The following is an 18,694-nucleotide window of genomic DNA, read 5'->3' as shown; positions in this document are numbered from 1 at the left end:
TTTGTTATCAGCGGCCGGCCCCAACCGTCCGCTGCAGTTCAGGTACTAAATGTCACCCTGCTGGGCGGTCTGCTCGTCACGTGGATTGATGATGCCGTCGACGATGATGGCGCCGAGCAGGATCGCTGCCTTGATCAGGTTCTGGTAGAGCAGCGGAATGTCGATGATGGTCATGGCGTTGAGCAGGATGCCGATCAGTGCCGCACCGACCAGCACGTTGCGCACCCCGCCGCGCCCGCCGGACAGGCCGATGCCGCCGATCACCGCCACCAGCACGATATCGTAGAGCAGCGTTGAGTTGACGACCCGGGTGTTGATCGAATGCAGGCTCGCCGCCGTCAGCAGGCCGGCGACCAGTGCGACCAGGGCGGAGAGCACATAGCGCAGCACCAGCATCGGCCGCACCGGAATGCCGATGTTGCGGGCGGCGACCGGATTGTCGCCGGCGAAATAGATGTAGCGTCCCCATTTGGTGTAGCGCAGGAACAGGAAGAACAGGAATGCCAGGCCGGCGAAGACGAACACCTCGATGGGAACATCGAGGAAGCGCAGGCCGCCGAGCAGCTCGACCCAATGGCCCTGCGGCACCGGCACGGCATCCTGCGTGATCAGTTGCGAGCGCACATAGCCGAAGACGAAGGAGCCTGTCGCCAGCGTCACGAAGATCGCCGGCACGTCGGCATAGGCGACGAGAAAGCCATTGAGCAGGCCGATGGCCAGCACACCGGCCAGCACATAGGCGAAGGCCAGCCCGTCCGGCGTCCCCGAATTCAGAAGTTGCAGATACCAGGCGACAGACATCGCCATGATCGCGACGGCGGAGAGGTCGATGCCGCGGCCGATGATGACGACAGCCATGCCAAGGGCCAGAATGCCGAGCACCGACACCGAGCGGACAATGGCGACAAGGTTGTTGGGGTCGATGAAGCCCGGCAGGCCGATGGCCGCTGCAACGAACAGCACCACCGCGATGGCAAAGACAATGCCTTCCTGATTCAGGCTCCTGAAATTCGGCCAGCCGATCGTGTTCATGTCTGCGTTTGCCCCGATGGCAGCGCTGCCATCCCTGGGAAAGAACGCTAATCGGCCCAACGCCGGTTCGTCAAATGAATCCGCGCTCGGAACCCAGGCCGGCAGCGATATTCACCGAGTGGACGCGTCGATTGCCGAAGCTGGCGCAATGCATGGAAAGGCCTGCACTTTTGGCAATTGGTTGCGCCATTGCGGCCGCTCGCGAAAGCGCTGCACTACGGCGAAAGGACGAGACGGAATTTATCTCCGCATCAGGCGGAAAAATCGATCTCAATTTCCCGGCGAGTGGCCGGAAACCTCCGCGCCCGCACTTGGCGGCAGCACGAGAAAACGCAACGCCGCCACCAGCCCGATGGCGCCGATCGCCAGGAAGGCGATTCGAAAATCCAGAAGGTCGAGAGCGGGGCGATCCCTGACGATCTGCGACAAATTGAGGATCGCCGCCGCCACCGCGACGCCGAACAGCATCGCCACCTGCTGCAGCATCGAGGACAGGGTCGCCGCCGAGCTTCGTTGCGCCGCATCGATGTCGGCGAAGGCCAGTGTGTTGAGCGCGGTGAACTGCATCGAGCGCGTCAGGCCGGCAATCAGCATCAGCGCCACCACCAGCGCCTGTGGCGTCTGCGGCGAGACCGCCCCGCAAGCCATGATCGAGACCGAGGCGATGATGCCGTTGACGACCATCACCGAGCGGAAACCGAAACGCCGCAGCGTTGGCGTCGTCACCGTCTTCATGCCAAGATTGCCGAGGAAATAGGCCAGGATCATCAAGCCGGCATCGACGGGCGAGAGGCCAAAGCCGACCTGGAACAGCAGTGGCAGCAGGAACGGCGTGGCGTTGATCGCCACCCGGAAAATGGTGCCGGCGGCCAATGTCGAGATGGCGAAGGTCAGCACCTTGAACGAGGAGAGATCGAGCAGCGGATGCGGCGCCCGCCGGAGATGCCGTACCGCCAGCCAGCCTATGACAATGCCGGCAACGATCAGCAGCGCTGTCGGCAGCACGCCGTCCTCCGGATGGGCAATGCGTTCAAGGCCATAGAGCAGCAGGGCAAGTCCGGCCGATGTCAGGAAAAAACCCGGCCAGTCGAGCGGCTTGGGGTCAGCCTCACGGTCGCCCGGAATGAAGCGGGCGACCAGCGACAGCCCGATCACGCCGAGCGGGATGTTGATGAAGAAATTCCAGTGCCAGGACAGATAGGTGGTGATGAAGCCGCCGAGCACCGGCCCGACCACCGGCGCAAACAGTGCTGGCCAGGTGATCAGCGCCGTGGCGTTGAGCAATTCGGATTTCGACGCATTGCGCAGGACGAGAATCCGCCCGACCGGCGTCATCAGCGCGCTGCCGAGCCCTTGCACGACACGGGCGGCGACGAACTGGGTCAGGGTTTGCGAGAGGCCGCAGGCGAGCGAGGCCAGGGTGAACAGGACGATCGCCAGCAGGAAGATGTTGCGCGCCCCGAACCGGTCGGCGAGCCAGCCCGACAGCGGCACGAACACCGCCATGGTCAGCATGTAGACGGTGATGCCGATGCTCATTGCCACCGGCGACACGCCGAAGGACGCGCCCATCTGCGGCAGCGAGGTCGAGATGATCGTCGAATCCAGCAACTGCATGAAGAAGGCGATGGCGACGATCAGCGCCACGCGCCGCGCATTGGTGGCCGTTTCGGGTAAGATTTCGGTATCGGGAATGGCAGTCATGACGGAACCGGTTTGAACAGCATTTGGCCGGCCGCGTCCAGAGATAGCGCAACAAACTTTCGTGTCGCGAAACTTTCGGGTCGCGCCATGGCCTGCTATGGGATGGACGGGGTGGCCGAGGAAAGTGTCTGCGTAAAATGAAGCCCATCTATATCGACTACCTCAATGCCCTCGACATCGATGCCCTTGCCATGACCGATGGTGAAATCATTGCCGCCGTCGAGGCTGGCCTGGTGGCGCAAGGCAACGGCCAGACGGTGATCGAGCCGCGCGTCCATCTCGAACCGGACCCGTCCTTCCACGGTCATTTCAATGTCTTGCGTGGCTACGTCGCGCCGCTCGACACGGCGGGCGTGAAAATCGTCGGCGACTATGTCGACAATTACCTGCATGGCCTGCCTTCCGAATTCGGCATCCTCAATCTGTTCGATCCGCGAACCGGCACGCCGCGCGCCATCCTCGACGCCACCGTCATCACCGACATGCGCACAGGCGCTGTCACCGCCATCGGCGCCAAACATCTGGCGCGCAAGAATTCCAAGGTACTGGCCCATATCGGCGCGCGCGGCACCGCCTACTGGAACGTGCGCCTGCTCGACCATCTCTTCGACTTCGACGAGATCCGCGTCCATTCGCGCCGGCCGGAAAGCCGCGACGGTTTTGCCGCCAAACTCTCCGCCGATCTCGGCAAGACGGTCACTGCGGTGGCCGACTGGAAGAGCTGCATCGAGGGCGCCGACATCGTCGTCGAAGCCTCGCGGCTGCCGGAGCCGCAGCCATTGCTGAAGACCGAATGGATCAAGCCCGGCGCGCTGGTCGTGCCCTATGGCACGATGAGCGCGGTCGAACTGTCGCTGACCGAGATCATGCAGAAAATGGTCGTCGACGATTGGGGCCAGTGCAAGGGCGGCAAGTTCGGCTCGCTGCGCGCCCATGTCGAGACCGGGCGGCTGAGCGAGAAGACGCTGCACGCCGAGCTTGGCCAGATCGCCGCCGGTCTGAAAGTCGGGCGCGAAAGCGACGACGAAACGATCCTATTCTGGCATCGTGGCCTGTCGCTGTCCGACATTGCGCTGGGCAAGGCGATGCTGGCCAAGGCGCAAGTGCAAGGCATTGGCCAGCGGCTGCGCTTCGCATGACCGTGCTCGTCCTCTCCGGAGCCGGCGTCGGCATTGGCATTGGCGATGTCGCCGCCGTGGCCCGCGATGGTCGCAAGGTGGAGATCGGACCCGATGTCATCGGCAGGCTGCAGAAGGCGCGAAAAGTGCTCGACCAGGCCGCCGCATCCGGCCAGCAGATCTATGGCCTGAACACCGGACTCGGCGCCAATCTCGGCACTGCTGTCGACGGCGACGCCGGCGCCTTCCAGCGCCAATTGCTTGAAGGACGCAGCGGCGCCGTCGGCGAGGTGCTGCCGGTTGAAGCCGTGCGCGCTACTATGCTTGCCCGCGCCGCGATGCTGTCGGTTGGCGGCTCCGGCCTTTCGCCCTCCGTCTTCGTCGCTTTGGTCGACGCGCTCAACGCCGGCGTCCATCCCGTCATGCCGTCACTCGGCTCGATCGGCGCCGGCGATCTGGTGCTGATGACGGCACTCGCCCGCATGCTCACCGGCGAAGGCGAAGCAGACTATCAGGGCCGTCGCATGCCGGCGGCCAAGGCACTGATGATGGCGCGCCTCGCCCCCATCAGCCTGGCGCCCAAGGATGGGCTGTCGCTGATCAATGCCTCGGCGGTGTCCGCCGGCAGCGGCGCGCTTGCGGTGACGGATGCGCTGTCGGCTCTTGCCCAGCAACAGCAGACCGGGGCGCTGACCATGGAAGGTTTTGGTGCCAACCGCACCATCCTCGATCCGCGCTTGCACATGGCGCGCCCGGCGGCCGGCCAGCAGGAAGCAGCCAAGGTGCTGCACGATCTGCTCGTCCGCGACGAGGCGCTGGTGCCGACCACCTTGCAGGACCCGCTGTCGATCCGCTGCATGCCGTCGATCCATGGCGCGCTGATCGAGGCGATCGGTCAGGCGAGACAGGCTGTCGAGATCGAACTCAACGCCGCCGCCGACAATCCGCTGGTGCTGGGCGATGATGAGTTGGTGCTGTCGACCGGCAATTTCCACACCGCCGCACTGGCGCTCGCCTTCGAGACGCTCGGCCTGGCGATCGCCCAATGTGCCGCGGCCAGTGCCGCCCGCTTTATCCAGCTCACTGGCTCGGGCCGCAATGGCCTGCCGAAATATCTGTCGCCGGTCGGCGGCGCCTCGGCCGGCTTCGTGCCGCTGCAGAAGACAGTGACCTCGATCCTGGCCGCCATCCGCCACAAGGCTAATCCGGTGATGCTCGACTTCCTGGCCGTGTCGGAAGGCGTCGAGGATCACGCCACGCAGACGCCTCTGGCGGTTGCGAAATGCGCCGGGATGATCGAGCTGTGGCGGCGGCTGATCGCCTTCGAACTGATGGCCGCCGCACAGGCCATAGACCTGCGCGACGGCTTCACATTGGCGCCACGCACCGCCGCACTTCACGCGGCGATACGCGCTCTCGTCCCCATGCTGAAAGAGGACCGGCCGCTCGGTATCGACGCCGAGGCACTTTACGCTGCGCTCGCCGGCGGAAGCTGGCCGGCCTGACGCGGCTTCGCTCAGAAAACGACGGTCTTGTGGCCGTTGAGCATGACGCGGGCTTCGAGATGCAGCTTGACCGCGCGCGCCAGCACCCGGCTTTCGATGTCGCGCCCGACGGCAACGAAATCCTCGGCGCTCATCGCATGGGTGACGCGTTCGGTCTCCTGATCGATGATCGGGCCCTCGTCGAGGTCGGAGGTGACGTAATGCGCCGTCGCACCGATCAGCTTGACGCCGCGGTCGAAGGCCTGGTGATACGGCTTGGCGCCCTTGAAGCTCGGCAGGAACGAATGGTGGATGTTGATCGCCCGTCCGAACAGCCGGTCCGACAGGCCTTTCGAGAAGACCTGCATGTAGCGCGCCAGGATGACCAGTTCGGCCCCTGTCCGCTGCACCAGGTCCAGCAGCTTCTGTTCCTGTTCGGCCTTGTTTTCCCTCGTGGTCGGCCAATGGTGGTAGGGAACACCCTCCAGCTCGGCGAAGCGGCGGGCATCCTCGTGGTTGGAGACGACGGCGGCAACCTCCGCGTTCAGCCAGCCGACCCTGATCTGGTACAGCAGGTGCAGAAGCGCGTGGTCGAACCTGGAGACCATGACGATGATCTTCGGCCGGCGTCCCTGATCGACCAGCGCGGTCTTCATGCCAAAGCGATCGACGCTTGATTTCAACGCCCGTTCCAGGCTGTCCTTGGTCGAGCCTGGCGGGCTGATGAAGGCGATGCGCATGAAAAAGCGATTGGTCTGCCGGTCCCAGAACTGGCTGCTTTCGGCGATGTTGGCGCCGTTCGCGGCAAGCTCCGCCGTGACGGCGGCGACGATCCCCGGCCGGTCCTCGCAAGAAAGCGTAAGAATATGAACCGGCGCGACTTCGCCCGTCGCATCATTGCCTTGAGATTTCACGCCCTGTCGACCCTTTTCATGAACAGGCTGAGCTCAGCCGGATCCATATGCACCACATGCTTGTCTTCGGGATAGGCGAGACTGTTGACGTCGGCAACGTACTCCGAGAACGCGGCGATGCGCTCGGCCTGCAAACGATCATATTCGGCGGCGAAATTGCGATAGACCTTGGAATGGCGAGGCATGTGGCCCCGGTTCTGGCCGAGGATGTCGTCGGCGAACAGATATTGCGCATCGCAACCGGTGCCCGCTCCCATCGACAGCATGATCAACGATGTCCGTTCAGAGATCGCCTTGGCCACCTCGACCGGTACGACCTCGATCTCGGCGCCGATGGCGCCGACAGTTTCCAGCTGCTTCACCGCCGCGAAGACCTCCATGGCGGTGTCGGCGGTCTTGCCGACCGCCTTGAAGCCGCCGGTCCAGGTGGCCCGTGACGGGATCAGCCCGACATGGCCGATCACCGGGATATTGTCATCGGCCATCCGCTTGATCGTGGCGTAGCCGGCGCTGCAATAGACCGCGTCGGCGCCGGCCTTGTAGAGCAGGAAAGCCCAGCGCACGAAATCGTCCGCCGTGCCGATCTCGTAGAAATTGTCGCCCGGCATGGTGAACAGGCTGGGTGCGGCGTCCCGGTATTGCGGGTTGAGCACCAGTTCGGGCGGCACCGAGACGATGTCGACCCCCGCGCGCTCGGCGGCCTCGGCCTCGTCCATCGTCAGCACGCGCAGCATGGTCAGCTGTCGCTTGCCCTTCATGGCGCGCAAATCCGCCACCGTTGGTCTTTTTCGGCTCATCAAATGGGTTCCCTCAGTTGCATTCGGCGGCAGGTCAGCCGATCTGGATCATCACTTTGCCAGCCTCGACCTTCACCGGATAGGTGGCGAGATTGACGCATACCGGTGCGCCTCGGGCCACACCCGTCTTGTAGTTGAAGCGGCCATTGTGCTTGGGGCATTCGATGATGTCGTCCATCACCAGCCCATCGGCCAGATGCGCCTTCTCATGCGTGCAGTATCCGTCGGTTGCGAAGTACTCGTCATCGGGACTGCGATAGATGGCGAAGGTACGGCCGCCATGATCGAAGCGGATGACATCCTCTTCCTCGACATCGTCGACGCCACACGCTTCAACCCAGTCGGCCATCTGCTTCTCCCCTATTCCGCCGCCGCCGGAACGGTCAGCGCATGGAACTCGTCCCGGTACGGCCTGGCCGTCGGCGGCAATTCACGCTTGAGGAAATAGTCCTCGTACTGAAGCTGCTTCAGCAGCACCGGCCAGACCTCGCGGTAGGCATGCCACATCGAAGGGTTCGGCGCGGGCAGATCATGCTTGATCAATTCATGCAGCCTCGGCAGCGCGTGATACGGCACCATCGGGAACATGTGATGTTCGACATGGTAGTTCATGTTCCAGTAGATGAAGCGGCTGATCGGGTTCATGTAGACGGTGCGCGTGTTCAGCCGGTGGTCGGTGACATTATCGGCGAGGCCGATATGCTGCAGCAGGCCGGTCAGCACCATGTGCCAGCTGCCGTAGAGGCGCGGCAGGCCGATCAGCACCAGCGGCAGGAACGACCACAGATAGAGCGCCAGCACGATCGCCGCGACATAGATGGCGACATGCCAACGCGCGGCGGTGACCACCTTGTGAAGCTCCATCTCGGGGATAAAGCTTTTCTCGTCGGGCGAGATGCTGCCGAACGCATTGCGCACCAGCGTCGGCAGCGAATAGCGGAAATCGAGAATGCCGGTGAAGGCGAGTGCGGCGCGCAGCAGGTCCGGCGGACGCATCACCGCGATCTCGGCGTCGCGGCCGACGATGATCGTGTCGGTGTGATGGCGCGCATGGCTCCAGCGCCAGGTCACCGGGTTGCGCATCAGCATAAAGCTGGCGATCTGGTAGACGGCATCGTTCATCCAGCGCGTGCGGAAAGCGGTGCCGTGGCCGCACTCGTGCCAGCGCGAGTCGCTGGACGAGCCGTAGAGCACGCCATAGACGAGCAGGAACGGCACCACCCACCACGTGCCCCAGAACCAGGCGATCCCGGCGGCAGAGCCCAATATGGCAACGATCCAGATGATCGTGTCGCGGATCGCCGGCCCGTCCGAGCGTTGCATCAGCTCTTTCATCGCCTTGCGCGGCACATCGGTGTGATACCACTCGGCCGAGGCCAGCCCGGTCTCGATCGCGGTGCGCGTGCTTTCCCCGACCAGGCTGTAGTCGCGCTTTTTCGCCATCACATCGACCTCCGATTTCCGGCCCGCCAGCCGGAGCATTCGTTTCGCATCATGCCCTGTCCGCCAATCCCGGAAAATTGCCCGACGGCGCAGGATAATCCTGTTGCGGTTGCCTGGCGATCGAAGCGATCCTCTCTTCCGTCGCGGCGATCTCGCCGGCACCGTCGAGCACTCGGAACATCGCGTCGTAGGAACGGCTTTCGCCATGCTCCAGCCAGATCATTTCGCCGCGCTCACGTGCGGCGAGATTGCCGAGCACATGGTGCGTCGAGGGCTCGATGCCCAACGCATACTGCCCCGCCTGGAAATTCTGCCATTGATAGGCGCAAGGCAGCTGGTCCTTGCGCGTGATCACTTCCAGGCCAAGCCCTATGCCGTCATTGACCACCGCCACCGGCACCTCGCCATTGGCGTCCGCCGCCATCTCGTGCTGCCAGACCTGCTCGCTGAAGCCCAGTCGCGGCGCCGGCACGGTGCGGTAACCGACCTTCTGCGCCTCGTAGCGTTCGCCTGCATGGCCAGCCCAGACGACGTCGCGGATCGGCGCCAGATAGCGCGAACCCTCGTCGAGCAAGGGGTGGCTGACATTGACGTGGTAAAAATACATATGCGGCGTGCGATTGAAGCCATGGTTGACGACGCGGTCCGACAGCCGGATCTCGTTGCCGCCGACATCGGCCTCGATACGCCGGATCAGATGCAAATCCTCGCCGAACACCGCCGATTGCTGAACGATGCCTTCGGCCCAAAGCACGCAGCGGTCGCCATCCCAGGCCTCGCCATAACCGGTCAGCCGCGCTGGAATGGTGCCCACGCGGCCATGCAGCGAATGGATCACGGTCTTCTTGCCCGGGTAGTTGTAGCTATCGGCAGGCACCTCTTCGCGGCCCAATATGTGGTCGAGGCCGCAGGTGACAAGCAGGCCTGAAAACGAGCGCGCCCAGGCGAGCCCGCCCTCCCCCTCGTAATCGTGCAGGCCGGGATGACGAAAGCCGCTTGGCGAATGCCAGCCGATCGCCTGTCCCCTATAGTCGCAGTCGGCGATGTCGAGCGCCCGGTCGACCAGCGCGGTGAAGCGCAGGCCTGAGCCGGTGCGGAACTCCAGCATGCGAATGCCGCGTTCCACACCGTCGCCAAGCGTCATCAGCCGCACGCCGGCAAATTGCGACAGCATGCCCGAACGTTCCGACACCTGCCGGCGCGAAAGCGTCTTGCCATAGAGTTCTACCATGTGACGGCCAACTTCTTCACTTCGCTCTCGTCTCTTTCAGCAGGGCCGACATGTCGGCGCCGGTGATAATGCTTTCCACGGTCAGGAGATCGGTATCGGCAACCGTCTGCTCGGCAACGATCTCGCCGCGGCGCATGACGATGATGCGGTCGGCTACCTGGAACACGTGATGGATGTTGTGGGTGATCAAGAGCACCGAATGGCCGGCGTCACGCACCTCCTTGACGAAGCGCAGCACGCCGTGGGTTTCCTCGACGCCGAGATTGTTGGTCGGTTCGTCGAGGATGATGACCTTGGCGGCGAACTGCATAGCGCGAGAAATCGCAATCGACTGCCGCTCGCCGCCCGACAGCGTTAAGACCAGCGCATCGGCGTCGAGTTTCTTCGAGATGCCGACGCGCCTCAACAGCGCCGACGCCGCGTCGCGCAATTTGGCGAAATCGAGCGGCGCGAACACGCCCAGCCATTTCAGCTTGACCGGTTCGCGCCCAAGGAAAAGATTGCGCGCAATGCTGAGATCCGGCGCCAGAGACGTATCCTGGTGGATGGTCTCGATGCCGAGGTCCATCGCATCGCGCGTCGAGCGGATCGAGACCTTTTCGCCGCGCACATAGATGTCGCCCCGATCGGCTGGAAACACGCCCGAGATCGCCTTGATCAGCGTCGATTTGCCGGCGCCATTGTCTCCGAGCAAGGCCACCACCTCGCCTTCGTTGAGGGCAAAGGACGCATTCTTCAGCGCCCGAACGCTGCCGAAGGATTTTTGCAGATTCTGCAGCCGAAGCACTTCCATCGTCAGCCCCTTGCGGCGTTCTTCTGCAGCAAAGCGTGCAGGATGAGCATGGCGAGGATGATGAGGCCCACGAAGATGTTGTAGGCGAGGCCCGGCACGCCGATCAGCACGATGCCGTTGCGGATCGCGCGCAGCATCAGCGCACCGACGATGGTGCCGAGGATCGTGCCGCGTCCGCCGGTCAGCGCCGTGCCGCCGACCACCACCATGGCGATCACTTCGAGCTCGTAGCCGGTGCCGGCCACCGGTGAGGCGGCCGAGATGCGGAAGGCGCTGATCATGCCGGCCAGTCCCGCAAGGACCGAAGTCAGGATGAACAGCCACACCTTGACGGCGTCCGCCGGCACGCCGCGCGCCACCGCCGCGTTCCGGTTGGAGCCGATGGCGCTGATCCAGTTGCCGAGCTTGGCATAGCGCAGCACGTAGATCGCCAGCAGCGAGAGACCGATGAACCACCACAGCGAGGTGTAGAACCGGAACGACCCGACATTGAAGCTGCCGGCCAGCAGCGTGACGAAAAAGCCTGGCTGGTCCCAGGATTTCAGCGGAAAGCCCTGCGTGATGTAGAGCGCCGCCCCGCGCACCACGAGCAGCATCGACAGCGTGACCAGGAAGGAGGAGATGCCGTTCTTGGTGACGATCAACCCGTTGATCGCGCCGATGGCGACGCACAGCAGAAGCCCGGCCAGAAGCGCGATGCCGATATCGACGCCTCCGTTCTGCACCAGAAGCATGACGACGACCGGCGCCAGCCCGAACACGGCACCAACCGACAGGTCGAATTCGCCCGCCGTCAGAAGCAGCGTCATGCCGAGCGCGATGATGCCGAGCTCAGGCAGGAACGCCATCATGTTGGAGATGTTGAGCGGCGACAGGAAATTGGCATCGGCGATGGCGAACACCGCGAGCAGGACAATGAGGATGATGAGCGAGGAGAATTGCGGCGAGCGCATAAGGCTCGATCTGCGTTTCCCGACAGGCATTTCGTCTTCTGCGGCGATCATCATGACTGCTTGAACCATGCTTTGAAATGGTGCCCGCGGCCTGCGCCGCGGGCACCGGTTTTCACTTCGTGTCGTAGAGTTTCAGGATCGGTTCGACGCTCGAGGCGTCGTAGAGGCTGAAAGTATGGATGTCGTAGCCGATCGGTTCGCCCGACGCGGCGAGCCCGAGCAGCGCCACCGGCATGAAGCCCTGCGCAGACGGAAACTGCCAGGCGGCCGCGTTGACGAAGCCGGATTTGACGGCCTCGGCGGTTTCCTTCGAATTGCCCCAGCCGACGACCGGGATCTTGCCGGCCGGCACACCTGCGCCGTCGAACACCCGTTTGACGCTGGCCGCCACGGAATCGCCGAGCGCGATGATCGCCGGCGGATTGTTGGCCACCATATAGTCGGTCATCTTGGCAATGATGCCGGCCGGGTCGGTGCCGCAATCGACCACATCATATTTGATCCCCAACGGATCGAAGACGCTGGCGATGCCTTCGGTCTCCAGCTGCTGATAGCTGGCGCCGGGCACTTCCACCGGCAGGAACACCTTGTCGCCCTGCTTCACCATCTTGCGGTCGACGAGATACTTGGCCCAGATGACGCCCGCCTCCTTGAGATCGGCGCCGACATAGGCCTGCCGTCCGGTCGCCGGATCGTCTGTGTTGAAGAACACGATCGGGATCCCGGCCGCCTTGGCAGCCTTCACTTCCTCGGTCCACAAGCCCGGCTGGGCCGAGGTGGTGGCGATGCCGTCGGGCTTGGCCGCAAGCGCGGAATTGAAGGCCTCCTTCTGCGCCGCCATGTCGCCGCCGCTGAAGGAGATCTTGCAGGTCACCTTGAGCTGGTCGCAGGCTTTGGTCGCGCCGGCATTCCAGTCGAGCCAGAATGCATCTGAGGGACCGCCATGCGACAGCAGGTAGAAAGTCTTCTGGCCATCCTGCGCCATTGCCGGCGAGGCGAATGCGATGCCCGCGAACACAGTCGCGGACGCCGCCAGTTTCAATCCGAATTTCAACACTGCAATTCCTCCCTTGTTGTTGCTTCCAAGCCGGATGCACCGCCGGCAAAGGGCGGCGCACAGCCGGTCAGAGACCGTTGGCGCGGAACTTGTCGTCGAGAAATTTCTTGGCCCTCGGCACGTCGTCTTCCGAAAGGTGTTCGATGATCACCGGGATGTTCGGGTTCTTCTGCGACAGGCGCTGCAGATAGAGGTCGTAGTTCAGCGAGCCGGTGCCCGGCGCGTTGAGGACCATCTCGCCAACGCCGCGGAAGGTGTGCGAGGCCAGCGCGTCGTCATCGCCGATGTCCGCATGCTTCTCGCTCTTGTCGTCGCCGGCTCGTGCGACATCCTTGGCATGCGCGATTTTGACCTTGTCGGCCAGCGTGTCGAACACCTGGTTCAGCACCTTGTCCATCTGGTCGATGTTGTGGCTTTCGAAGTAGTTGGTCGGATCCATCAGCAGGCCGAGGCCCGGATGGTCGACCTGCGCGAACATCCTCACCGTTTCCTCGACCGAGCCGACGACATTGTTGACGTAGGTTTCGAGCAGGAACATTGCGCCGTGGTCATAGGCTTCCTGCGCCAGTTCGGAGATCACCTTGCGGCACATCTCAAAACCCTCTTCGGACTTGTTCTTGGGATCGCTCATCCACTCGCTCTCGGTGTTGTAGGTACCGGTCTCCGAGATCACGTAAGGACTGCCGAGCTGGCGGGCGTTACGGATGATTTCCTTCAGCCGATCGACATTCGCCTTGCGGTGCGCGAGGTCGGGATGAATGACATTGGTGTAGCCCGAGATGCAGCAGATCGGCAGGTCGTGGGCACGGAACGTGTCGCGAACCTTCTTGGCCTTATCCTTGGTGATCTGGCCGGCCGACAGATCGATATCCTTGAAATGAAGGTCGAGCTGCACGGTGTTGAAACCGTGGCCGCGAATTTTCTTCGCTGTCTCTTCGAGGCCGTAGGGGAAATACCCCGTGAAAATACCTGCCTGCATCATGGTGTGAATTCCTCCCTGTAAGCGATTCAGTTGTCTGGTGTTTCAGTTGCGGTGATCAGGTAGCGATTTCGGAAAGCTTGACCGTGCGGCCCTCGTCGATCGAGCGATAACCCGCCTCGACCAGCGCCATGGTCTTGACGTTGTCGGCGACCGACAGCGCCGGCGGCGTGCCGGTCCTCACCGCATGCTGGAGCTGCTCCATCACGCCGATAAAGGCATGCGGGAACCACATCGTGTCCCAGCTCGGGCTGACCCATTCGCCGCCGGTCGTCTCGGTCGAAGCGTAAGTCAGCGTCGAGGCAGCGCCCGTCGGCCAGCCAATGGTGCCCTTCGCGACCCCCTTGCTGCCGTCGACGCGCCAGTTGATGTGCTGGTCGTCCTTGTAGCCATCCTGGCGCGGACCCGACCAGACATCCTCCAGCGACACGGCGAGCACACCGGACGGGAAGCGCAGCGTCGACACCGTGATGCCGTCCGAGTGGTCGAATGTCGTGCGCGGATCCTTGCGTGTCAGCGTGGTGATTTCGTCGGGGTCGCCGAACAGGAAGCGCAGCACGTCGAGATGATGCACACTCATATTGGCAAGCGTCAGGCGGTCGTAGTCCTCAAGGAAGCTCTGCCAGTGCGGGATGGCATGCATGTCGATCTGCGCGAAGACGATGTCGCCCAGCGCGCCGCTGTCGATGATCTGCTTCAAGACGCGCATCGACTGGTCGTAGCGCATGTTCTGATTGACCGAGAGGATCTTGCCGGCCTTGGCCGCCTCGTCGCGCAGCTTGACCGCTTCCTCGACCGACAAGGCCAACGGCTTCTGCGCCAGGATCGCCTTGATGTGCTTCTGCTTCAGCGCGTGACGAATCAGCGCCGGCTGCAGGTCGGGCGGGAAAGCAAGATCGATGATCTCGACATTCTCGTCCTCGATCAGTTTTTCAGGCGTGTCGTGGACCGTGGGGATGCTCCAGCGCGTCGCCACCTTCTCGGCGCTGGCCCTGGTGCGCGAGGCGATCGCCACCACCGGGAATCCAGCTTCCTTGTAGGCGGCGAGATGGCACTCGGCCATGATCATGCCGGCGCCGACGCAGCCGATCCTGTATTCCTTCGTGCGGACCTTCACGTCCGGCTCGAAGCCCTTGTTTGCCATCTCTTCCTCCCGAAAGTCTTTCCTTGCGGCGGCCGTCATCGTGCCAACGCCCCGCCGCTCTGTTCGAAATAATGCACTCTGGCCGGCTCGCAGGATATCGCCACCATGGCATCCGGCCGGATGTCGGGCTGACCGCGCAGCAATGCCTTCAGGCGCGCCTGCCCGGCAGCGAGCGTCACCACGGTGTAGCCGCCAAGCGGCTCGACCTCGAACACTCGCGCCGGGCGGCCCGGGCCCCCGTCCGCCCACGGTCTGACCTTGATGTCTTCCGGCCTCAGGCCGATCTCCACGGCGTCGGCGGGCGCTGTCTTGTCTTCGATGCGGATCGTGCCTTCAGCCGCTTCGACACCGCCCTCGCCGCGCGCCGATCTGAGGATGTTCATCATCGGCGAGCCAAGCAGCCTTGCCACATAGGTGCTGGACGGGCGGTCGTAAATCTCCGCCGGCGTACCGATCTGCCTGATCTTGCCGTCCTCCAGGATGGCAATGCGGTCAGCGACCGACATCGCCTCTTCCTGGTCATGCGTGACGTAGATCAGCGTCTTGCCGAGCTCGCGCTGGATGCGCTTCAGCTCGACGCGCGTTTCCTCGCGCAGCCTGGCGTCTAGCGCCGAGATCGGATCGTCCATCAGATAGGCATTGGGATCGCGCACCAGAGCCCGCGCGATCGCCACGCGCTGCCGCTCCCCGCCCGAAAGCTGTCCAGGCGGCTTGTGCAGGATATGGCCGATATGCAGCTTCGCCGCGACGTCGGCGACCCGCCTTTTGATCTCGACCTCGGCGACCCGGCGTTCGACCAGAGGAAAGCGGACATTGTCGAGCGCGCTCATATGCGGAAACAGCGCCAGATTCTGGAACACCATCGCCACGTTGCGCTCGGCTGGCGACACCGTATTGACCGGCCTGCCGCCGATCAAAATCTCTCCGGTATCAGGCGTCTCCAACCCCAACACCAGGCGCAGGATCGTCGACTTGCCCGACAGCGGCGGCCCGAAGAAACAGAAGAACTCGTTGTCGTTGACCGTGAACGAGGCGTCGTCGACGGCGAGCGTGCTGCCGTAGCGCTTGGTCACATTGCGAAAGACGATATCAGCCATCTCAACCTGCCTTCATCGCAAGACCGCTAGCGGCGTCGAAGACACGCACCGACGACGCGGCGGGGGCGACGATGGCGGTGTCGCCGATCGCCAGCCCGACATCATTGTCGAACACCGTTTTCACAGCAGCCTCGCCGTGGCCGAGATGAACGATGGTGCGCGCGCCGATCCGTTCGACGAAGGTAACCTGCATGGCAAGGCCTTGCCCATCTTGCACCAGCGTCACTTGCTCCGGCCTAAATCCGTAAAGTACCTCGCCGCGTGCGCTGCGCATGGCCGCCGCGAGTTCTCCGGGCAGCGGCGGCGTGATGCCCAACGGTCCGAGGTCGACGACCAGCCCGCGGTCGCTCTCCACCGGCCTGCCCCTGAGCAGGTTCATGCCTGGCGCGCCGATGAAGCGGGCGACGAAGACATTGGCCGGATCGTTGTAGACCTCGAGCGGCGTGCCGACCTGCTGCAGCACGCCATGGTCCATGACCGCGATGCGGTCGGCCATGGTCATCGCCTCGAGCTGGTCGTGGGTGACATAGACCATGGTCTGGCGGAACTGCCGCTGCAGCTGCTTCAGTTCGGTGCGCATGACGGCCCGGAAAGCGGCGTCGACATTGGAGAGCGGCTCGTCGAGCAGGAAGATCGCCGGCTCCATGATCGCCGAGCGGCCGATCGCCACCCGCTGCAATATGTTGACCGACAGCCTGTCGGCCTTGCGGTCGAGCAGCGGCGTCAGCTGCAGCATCTCAGCGATGGCGCCGACACGGCGATCGATCTCGGCTTTGGCAGCCCCTCGCATTTTTGGTCCATAGGCAAGGTTCTGGCGCACCGTCATATGCGTGAAGATGGCGTAGTTCTGGAAGACGAAGCCGACGCCGCGCCGGCCCATCGGCACGCCGGCCATGTCGCGCTCGCCAAACAGGATCTTGCCGCCGGTCGGCTCTTCCATGCCGGCGATCATGTTCATCGTCGTCGACTTGCCGCAGCCCGACGGGCCGAGCAGCGCCATGAACTCGCCGTCTGATATTGCCAAATCCATGGTCTTCAGCGCGGTGAAGTCGCCGAATTTCTTGACCAGGTTTTGCAGGTGAATGGCGCTCATGTCGGTACCTCGCGTGCCCGCGCCATGCGCTTCATGGCAAACACCGCGACGATCGACAGCACGACCAATATGGCCAGCGCGATCGCCGCCACATAGCCCCAGATCAGGTCCTGCGTGGTGAGCTTGTAGATGTAGACCGAGATGGTCTCGGTAGCGACGCCGGGGCCACCGCCGGTCATGATGTAGAGCGTATCGAAGATCTTGAAGTTCTCGATCACCCGGATCGCCAGCGCGATGATGATGATCGTCTTCATCTTCGGCAGCACGATGGTGACGAAGCGCTGCCACGGATTGGCGCCGAGCAGCGTCGCCGCCTTGATCTGGTCCTCCGGCACGCCGACCAGGCCGGCAAGCAGGATAAGGAACATCAGCGGCGTCCATTGCCAGATGTCGGCGACCATCACCGCGATCAGCGCCAGAGTCGGATCCGACAGCCAGGCGATGGTGACGGGAGATCCGGTGAGCGCCGACAAGATGTCGTTCACCGGCCCCCCCGACTGGAACAGCATGAAGAACATGTAGCCGGCCACCGCCGGCACCACCATCATCGGCATCAGTAGGATCGAATAGAAGACGCGCTTGCCCGGGAAATCGTCGGCAAACAGCGTCGCCAGCGCCAGCCCGAGCAGGAACTCAACCGGCACGCAGACGATCATGACGATGGCCGTACGCTTCAGCGCACTCCAGAAGCGCGTGTCGACGGCGAGATCGGTGTAGTTGGCAAAGCTGTTCCACATCGACCAGGCGTTCCACCAGCCGGTGCCCGACAGGGGCGACCAGTCGGTGACGCTGATGTAGAGCTGCATCAACAGCGGGAAGGCCGAGATGAACAGCACCAGGATCTGCGCAGGCAGCGTGAGCCGGAAACCCAGCCTTGCGCCCTCATCGCGCGAAACCGGCTTTGCTCCGACCGCTTTCATCTCATCCTTGGAAGTCATGACAGTCACCGCGCTCATTGCTTGAGCGCCCCGAACGTCAACCCGCGCACCAGGTGGCGTTGGATGGCGATGCCCATGATGACCGGCGGCACGGCCGCGATCAGCCCAAGCGCCGCCTTGGCGCCATAGAGCTGCCCGGTCATCGAGGAGGACAAAGAGGCCATGTAGACCGGGATGGTCACCCATTCGCGCGTCGTCAGAAGCAGCGCGATCAGATAGTCCGACCAATTGAGGATGAAGACGAAGAGCGCGGCACTGGCCAGCGGCGCGCGCATCATCGGCAACGTGATGCGGGTGAAGACGCGCAGCCGCGAACAGCCCTCGACAAGCGCCGCCTCCTCGATCTCGCGCGGCATGTCGTCGAAGAAGGTCTTCATCAGCCAGAAGGCGAACGGCAAGGTGACGATGCCGTAGATCAGCGCCAGGCCCCACCAGCTGTCGGTGAAGTTGAGGAAAGCCCACATGATCATCACCGGGATCATGACCGCCATCGGCGGAAAGATCCTGAGCTGGATCAGCGCCAGCGGCAGGTTCTGGCCGGAGCCGAAACGCGACAGCCCGTAGGCCGCGGTAGTGCCCGCCGACATGGCGATCACCGTGCCGAAAACCGCCGACAGCAGCGATGCGAGGATCGGCTTTAGCGCGTTACGGTCGAGCGCGACGATCAAATTGTTGGTCGACTCGCCGAAGACGAAACGGAAATTGCTGAGCGTCGGGTTCTTCGGCCACCAGGTCAGTTCGGCGCCGGTCGCCGACCATTCGGCGATCGGCTTGAACGCCATCGATACCATCCACAGGATCGGCACCAGCGTCACCGCTATGGCCGCGAAGATCGCGACATAGCGGAATATCAGGAAAGGAACGGAACGCTTCATCTGGCGGCTTTGCTGGTGGCGTTGTGGGCGGAGGGGAGAAGC

At 63.4% G+C, this 18,694-nt stretch carries 18 protein-coding genes; 2 read left to right on the top strand and 16 right to left on the bottom strand.

Annotated elements, in window-relative coordinates:
• Nucleotides 1-45 precede the first annotated feature (45 nt).
• Together EOA19_RS09590 and EOA19_RS09585 are read right to left on the bottom strand one after the other, a co-directional pair.
• Nucleotides 46-1,032: an ABC transporter permease gene (locus tag EOA19_RS09590; RefSeq protein WP_128303419.1), complete on the bottom strand. Its 987-nt coding sequence runs from the start codon at nt 1,030-1,032 to the stop codon at nt 46-48.
• Nucleotides 1,033-1,302: 270 nt separating this feature from the next.
• Nucleotides 1,303-2,736 carry a DHA2 family efflux MFS transporter permease subunit gene (locus EOA19_RS09585; protein ID WP_128303418.1) on the bottom strand — a complete coding sequence of 478 codons (1,434 nt, stop codon included), beginning with the start codon at nt 2,734-2,736 and terminating at the stop codon, nt 1,303-1,305.
• Nucleotides 2,737-2,873: 137 nt separating this feature from the next.
• Here EOA19_RS09585 and EOA19_RS09580 point away from each other — a divergent pair, with 137 nt between their 5' ends.
• Both EOA19_RS09580 and hutH read left to right on the top strand, forming a co-directional pair.
• Complete coding sequence (locus EOA19_RS09580) at nt 2,874-3,875, top strand: ornithine cyclodeaminase family protein (RefSeq protein WP_023814023.1); 1,002 nt, start codon at nt 2,874-2,876, stop codon at nt 3,873-3,875.
• Entirely contained in the window at nt 3,872-5,359 is a 1,488-nt protein-coding gene (gene hutH, locus EOA19_RS09575; RefSeq protein ID WP_128303417.1) for a histidine ammonia-lyase, read from the top strand. The genes EOA19_RS09580 and hutH overlap by 4 nt, the downstream gene beginning before the upstream one ends.
• Before the next feature lie 11 nt (nt 5,360-5,370).
• On the opposite strand, the gene purU is transcribed toward hutH, so the two are convergent.
• From purU to EOA19_RS09505, 14 genes are all read right to left on the bottom strand, one after another.
• Entirely contained in the window at nt 5,371-6,252 is an 882-nt protein-coding gene (purU, locus tag EOA19_RS09570) for a formyltetrahydrofolate deformylase (protein ID WP_128303416.1), read from the bottom strand.
• Nucleotides 6,249-7,049, bottom strand: coding sequence for a 3-methyl-2-oxobutanoate hydroxymethyltransferase (locus tag EOA19_RS09565; protein WP_031213845.1), 801 nt, complete (start codon nt 7,047-7,049; stop codon nt 6,249-6,251). The genes purU and EOA19_RS09565 overlap by 4 nt, the downstream gene beginning before the upstream one ends.
• A gap of 34 nt (nt 7,050-7,083) precedes the next feature.
• Nucleotides 7,084-7,398 (bottom strand): MocE family 2Fe-2S type ferredoxin, encoded by a 315-nt coding sequence (locus EOA19_RS09560; protein WP_013530832.1) that lies wholly within the window; start codon nt 7,396-7,398, stop codon nt 7,084-7,086.
• Between the two features lie 11 nt (nt 7,399-7,409).
• Nucleotides 7,410-8,492 carry a fatty acid desaturase family protein gene (locus tag EOA19_RS09555; protein ID WP_164892896.1) on the bottom strand — a complete coding sequence of 361 codons (1,083 nt, stop codon included), beginning with the start codon at nt 8,490-8,492 and terminating at the stop codon, nt 7,410-7,412.
• A gap of 49 nt (nt 8,493-8,541) precedes the next feature.
• Nucleotides 8,542-9,723 (bottom strand): aldose 1-epimerase family protein, encoded by a 1,182-nt coding sequence (locus EOA19_RS09550; RefSeq protein ID WP_128303414.1) that lies wholly within the window; start codon nt 9,721-9,723, stop codon nt 8,542-8,544.
• Nucleotides 9,724-9,739: 16 nt separating this feature from the next.
• Nucleotides 9,740-10,522, bottom strand: coding sequence for an ATP-binding cassette domain-containing protein (locus tag EOA19_RS09545; RefSeq protein WP_164892899.1), 783 nt, complete (start codon nt 10,520-10,522; stop codon nt 9,740-9,742).
• Nucleotides 10,519-11,499, bottom strand: a complete 981-nt coding sequence (locus EOA19_RS09540) for an ABC transporter permease (protein WP_245486118.1) — start codon at nt 11,497-11,499, stop codon at nt 10,519-10,521. The genes EOA19_RS09545 and EOA19_RS09540 overlap by 4 nt, the downstream gene beginning before the upstream one ends.
• 82 nt (nt 11,500-11,581) lie before the next feature.
• Entirely contained in the window at nt 11,582-12,526 is a 945-nt protein-coding gene (locus tag EOA19_RS09535; protein ID WP_128303412.1) for a substrate-binding domain-containing protein, read from the bottom strand.
• Nucleotides 12,527-12,593: 67 nt separating this feature from the next.
• Entirely contained in the window at nt 12,594-13,508 is a 915-nt protein-coding gene (locus tag EOA19_RS09530; RefSeq protein ID WP_128303411.1) for a sugar phosphate isomerase/epimerase, read from the bottom strand.
• A gap of 55 nt (nt 13,509-13,563) precedes the next feature.
• Nucleotides 13,564-14,649, bottom strand: coding sequence for a Gfo/Idh/MocA family oxidoreductase (locus EOA19_RS09525; RefSeq protein ID WP_127382087.1), 1,086 nt, complete (start codon nt 14,647-14,649; stop codon nt 13,564-13,566).
• A 35-nt stretch (nt 14,650-14,684) separates the two neighbouring features.
• Nucleotides 14,685-15,746: an ABC transporter ATP-binding protein gene (locus EOA19_RS09520; protein WP_128303410.1), complete on the bottom strand. Its 1,062-nt coding sequence runs from the start codon at nt 15,744-15,746 to the stop codon at nt 14,685-14,687.
• 1 nt (nt 15,747) lies between these two features.
• Entirely contained in the window at nt 15,748-16,839 is a 1,092-nt protein-coding gene (locus tag EOA19_RS09515; protein WP_128303409.1) for an ABC transporter ATP-binding protein, read from the bottom strand.
• Entirely contained in the window at nt 16,836-17,795 is a 960-nt protein-coding gene (locus tag EOA19_RS09510; RefSeq protein ID WP_128303408.1) for a sugar ABC transporter permease, read from the bottom strand. Before EOA19_RS09510 ends, EOA19_RS09515 begins: the two co-directional genes overlap by 4 nt.
• Complete coding sequence (locus tag EOA19_RS09505) at nt 17,792-18,652, bottom strand: carbohydrate ABC transporter permease (RefSeq protein ID WP_128303407.1); 861 nt, start codon at nt 18,650-18,652, stop codon at nt 17,792-17,794. Before EOA19_RS09505 ends, EOA19_RS09510 begins: the two co-directional genes overlap by 4 nt.
• Nucleotides 18,653-18,694: the final 42 nt, after the last annotated feature.

This window comes from Mesorhizobium sp. M7A.F.Ca.US.010.02.1.1 (genome assembly GCF_004023085.1).
Lineage (GTDB): Bacteria > Pseudomonadota > Alphaproteobacteria > Rhizobiales > Rhizobiaceae > Mesorhizobium.
Note: the sequence above shows the minus strand (reverse complement) of the source record. Positions and strands in the feature narration are given on the sequence as shown.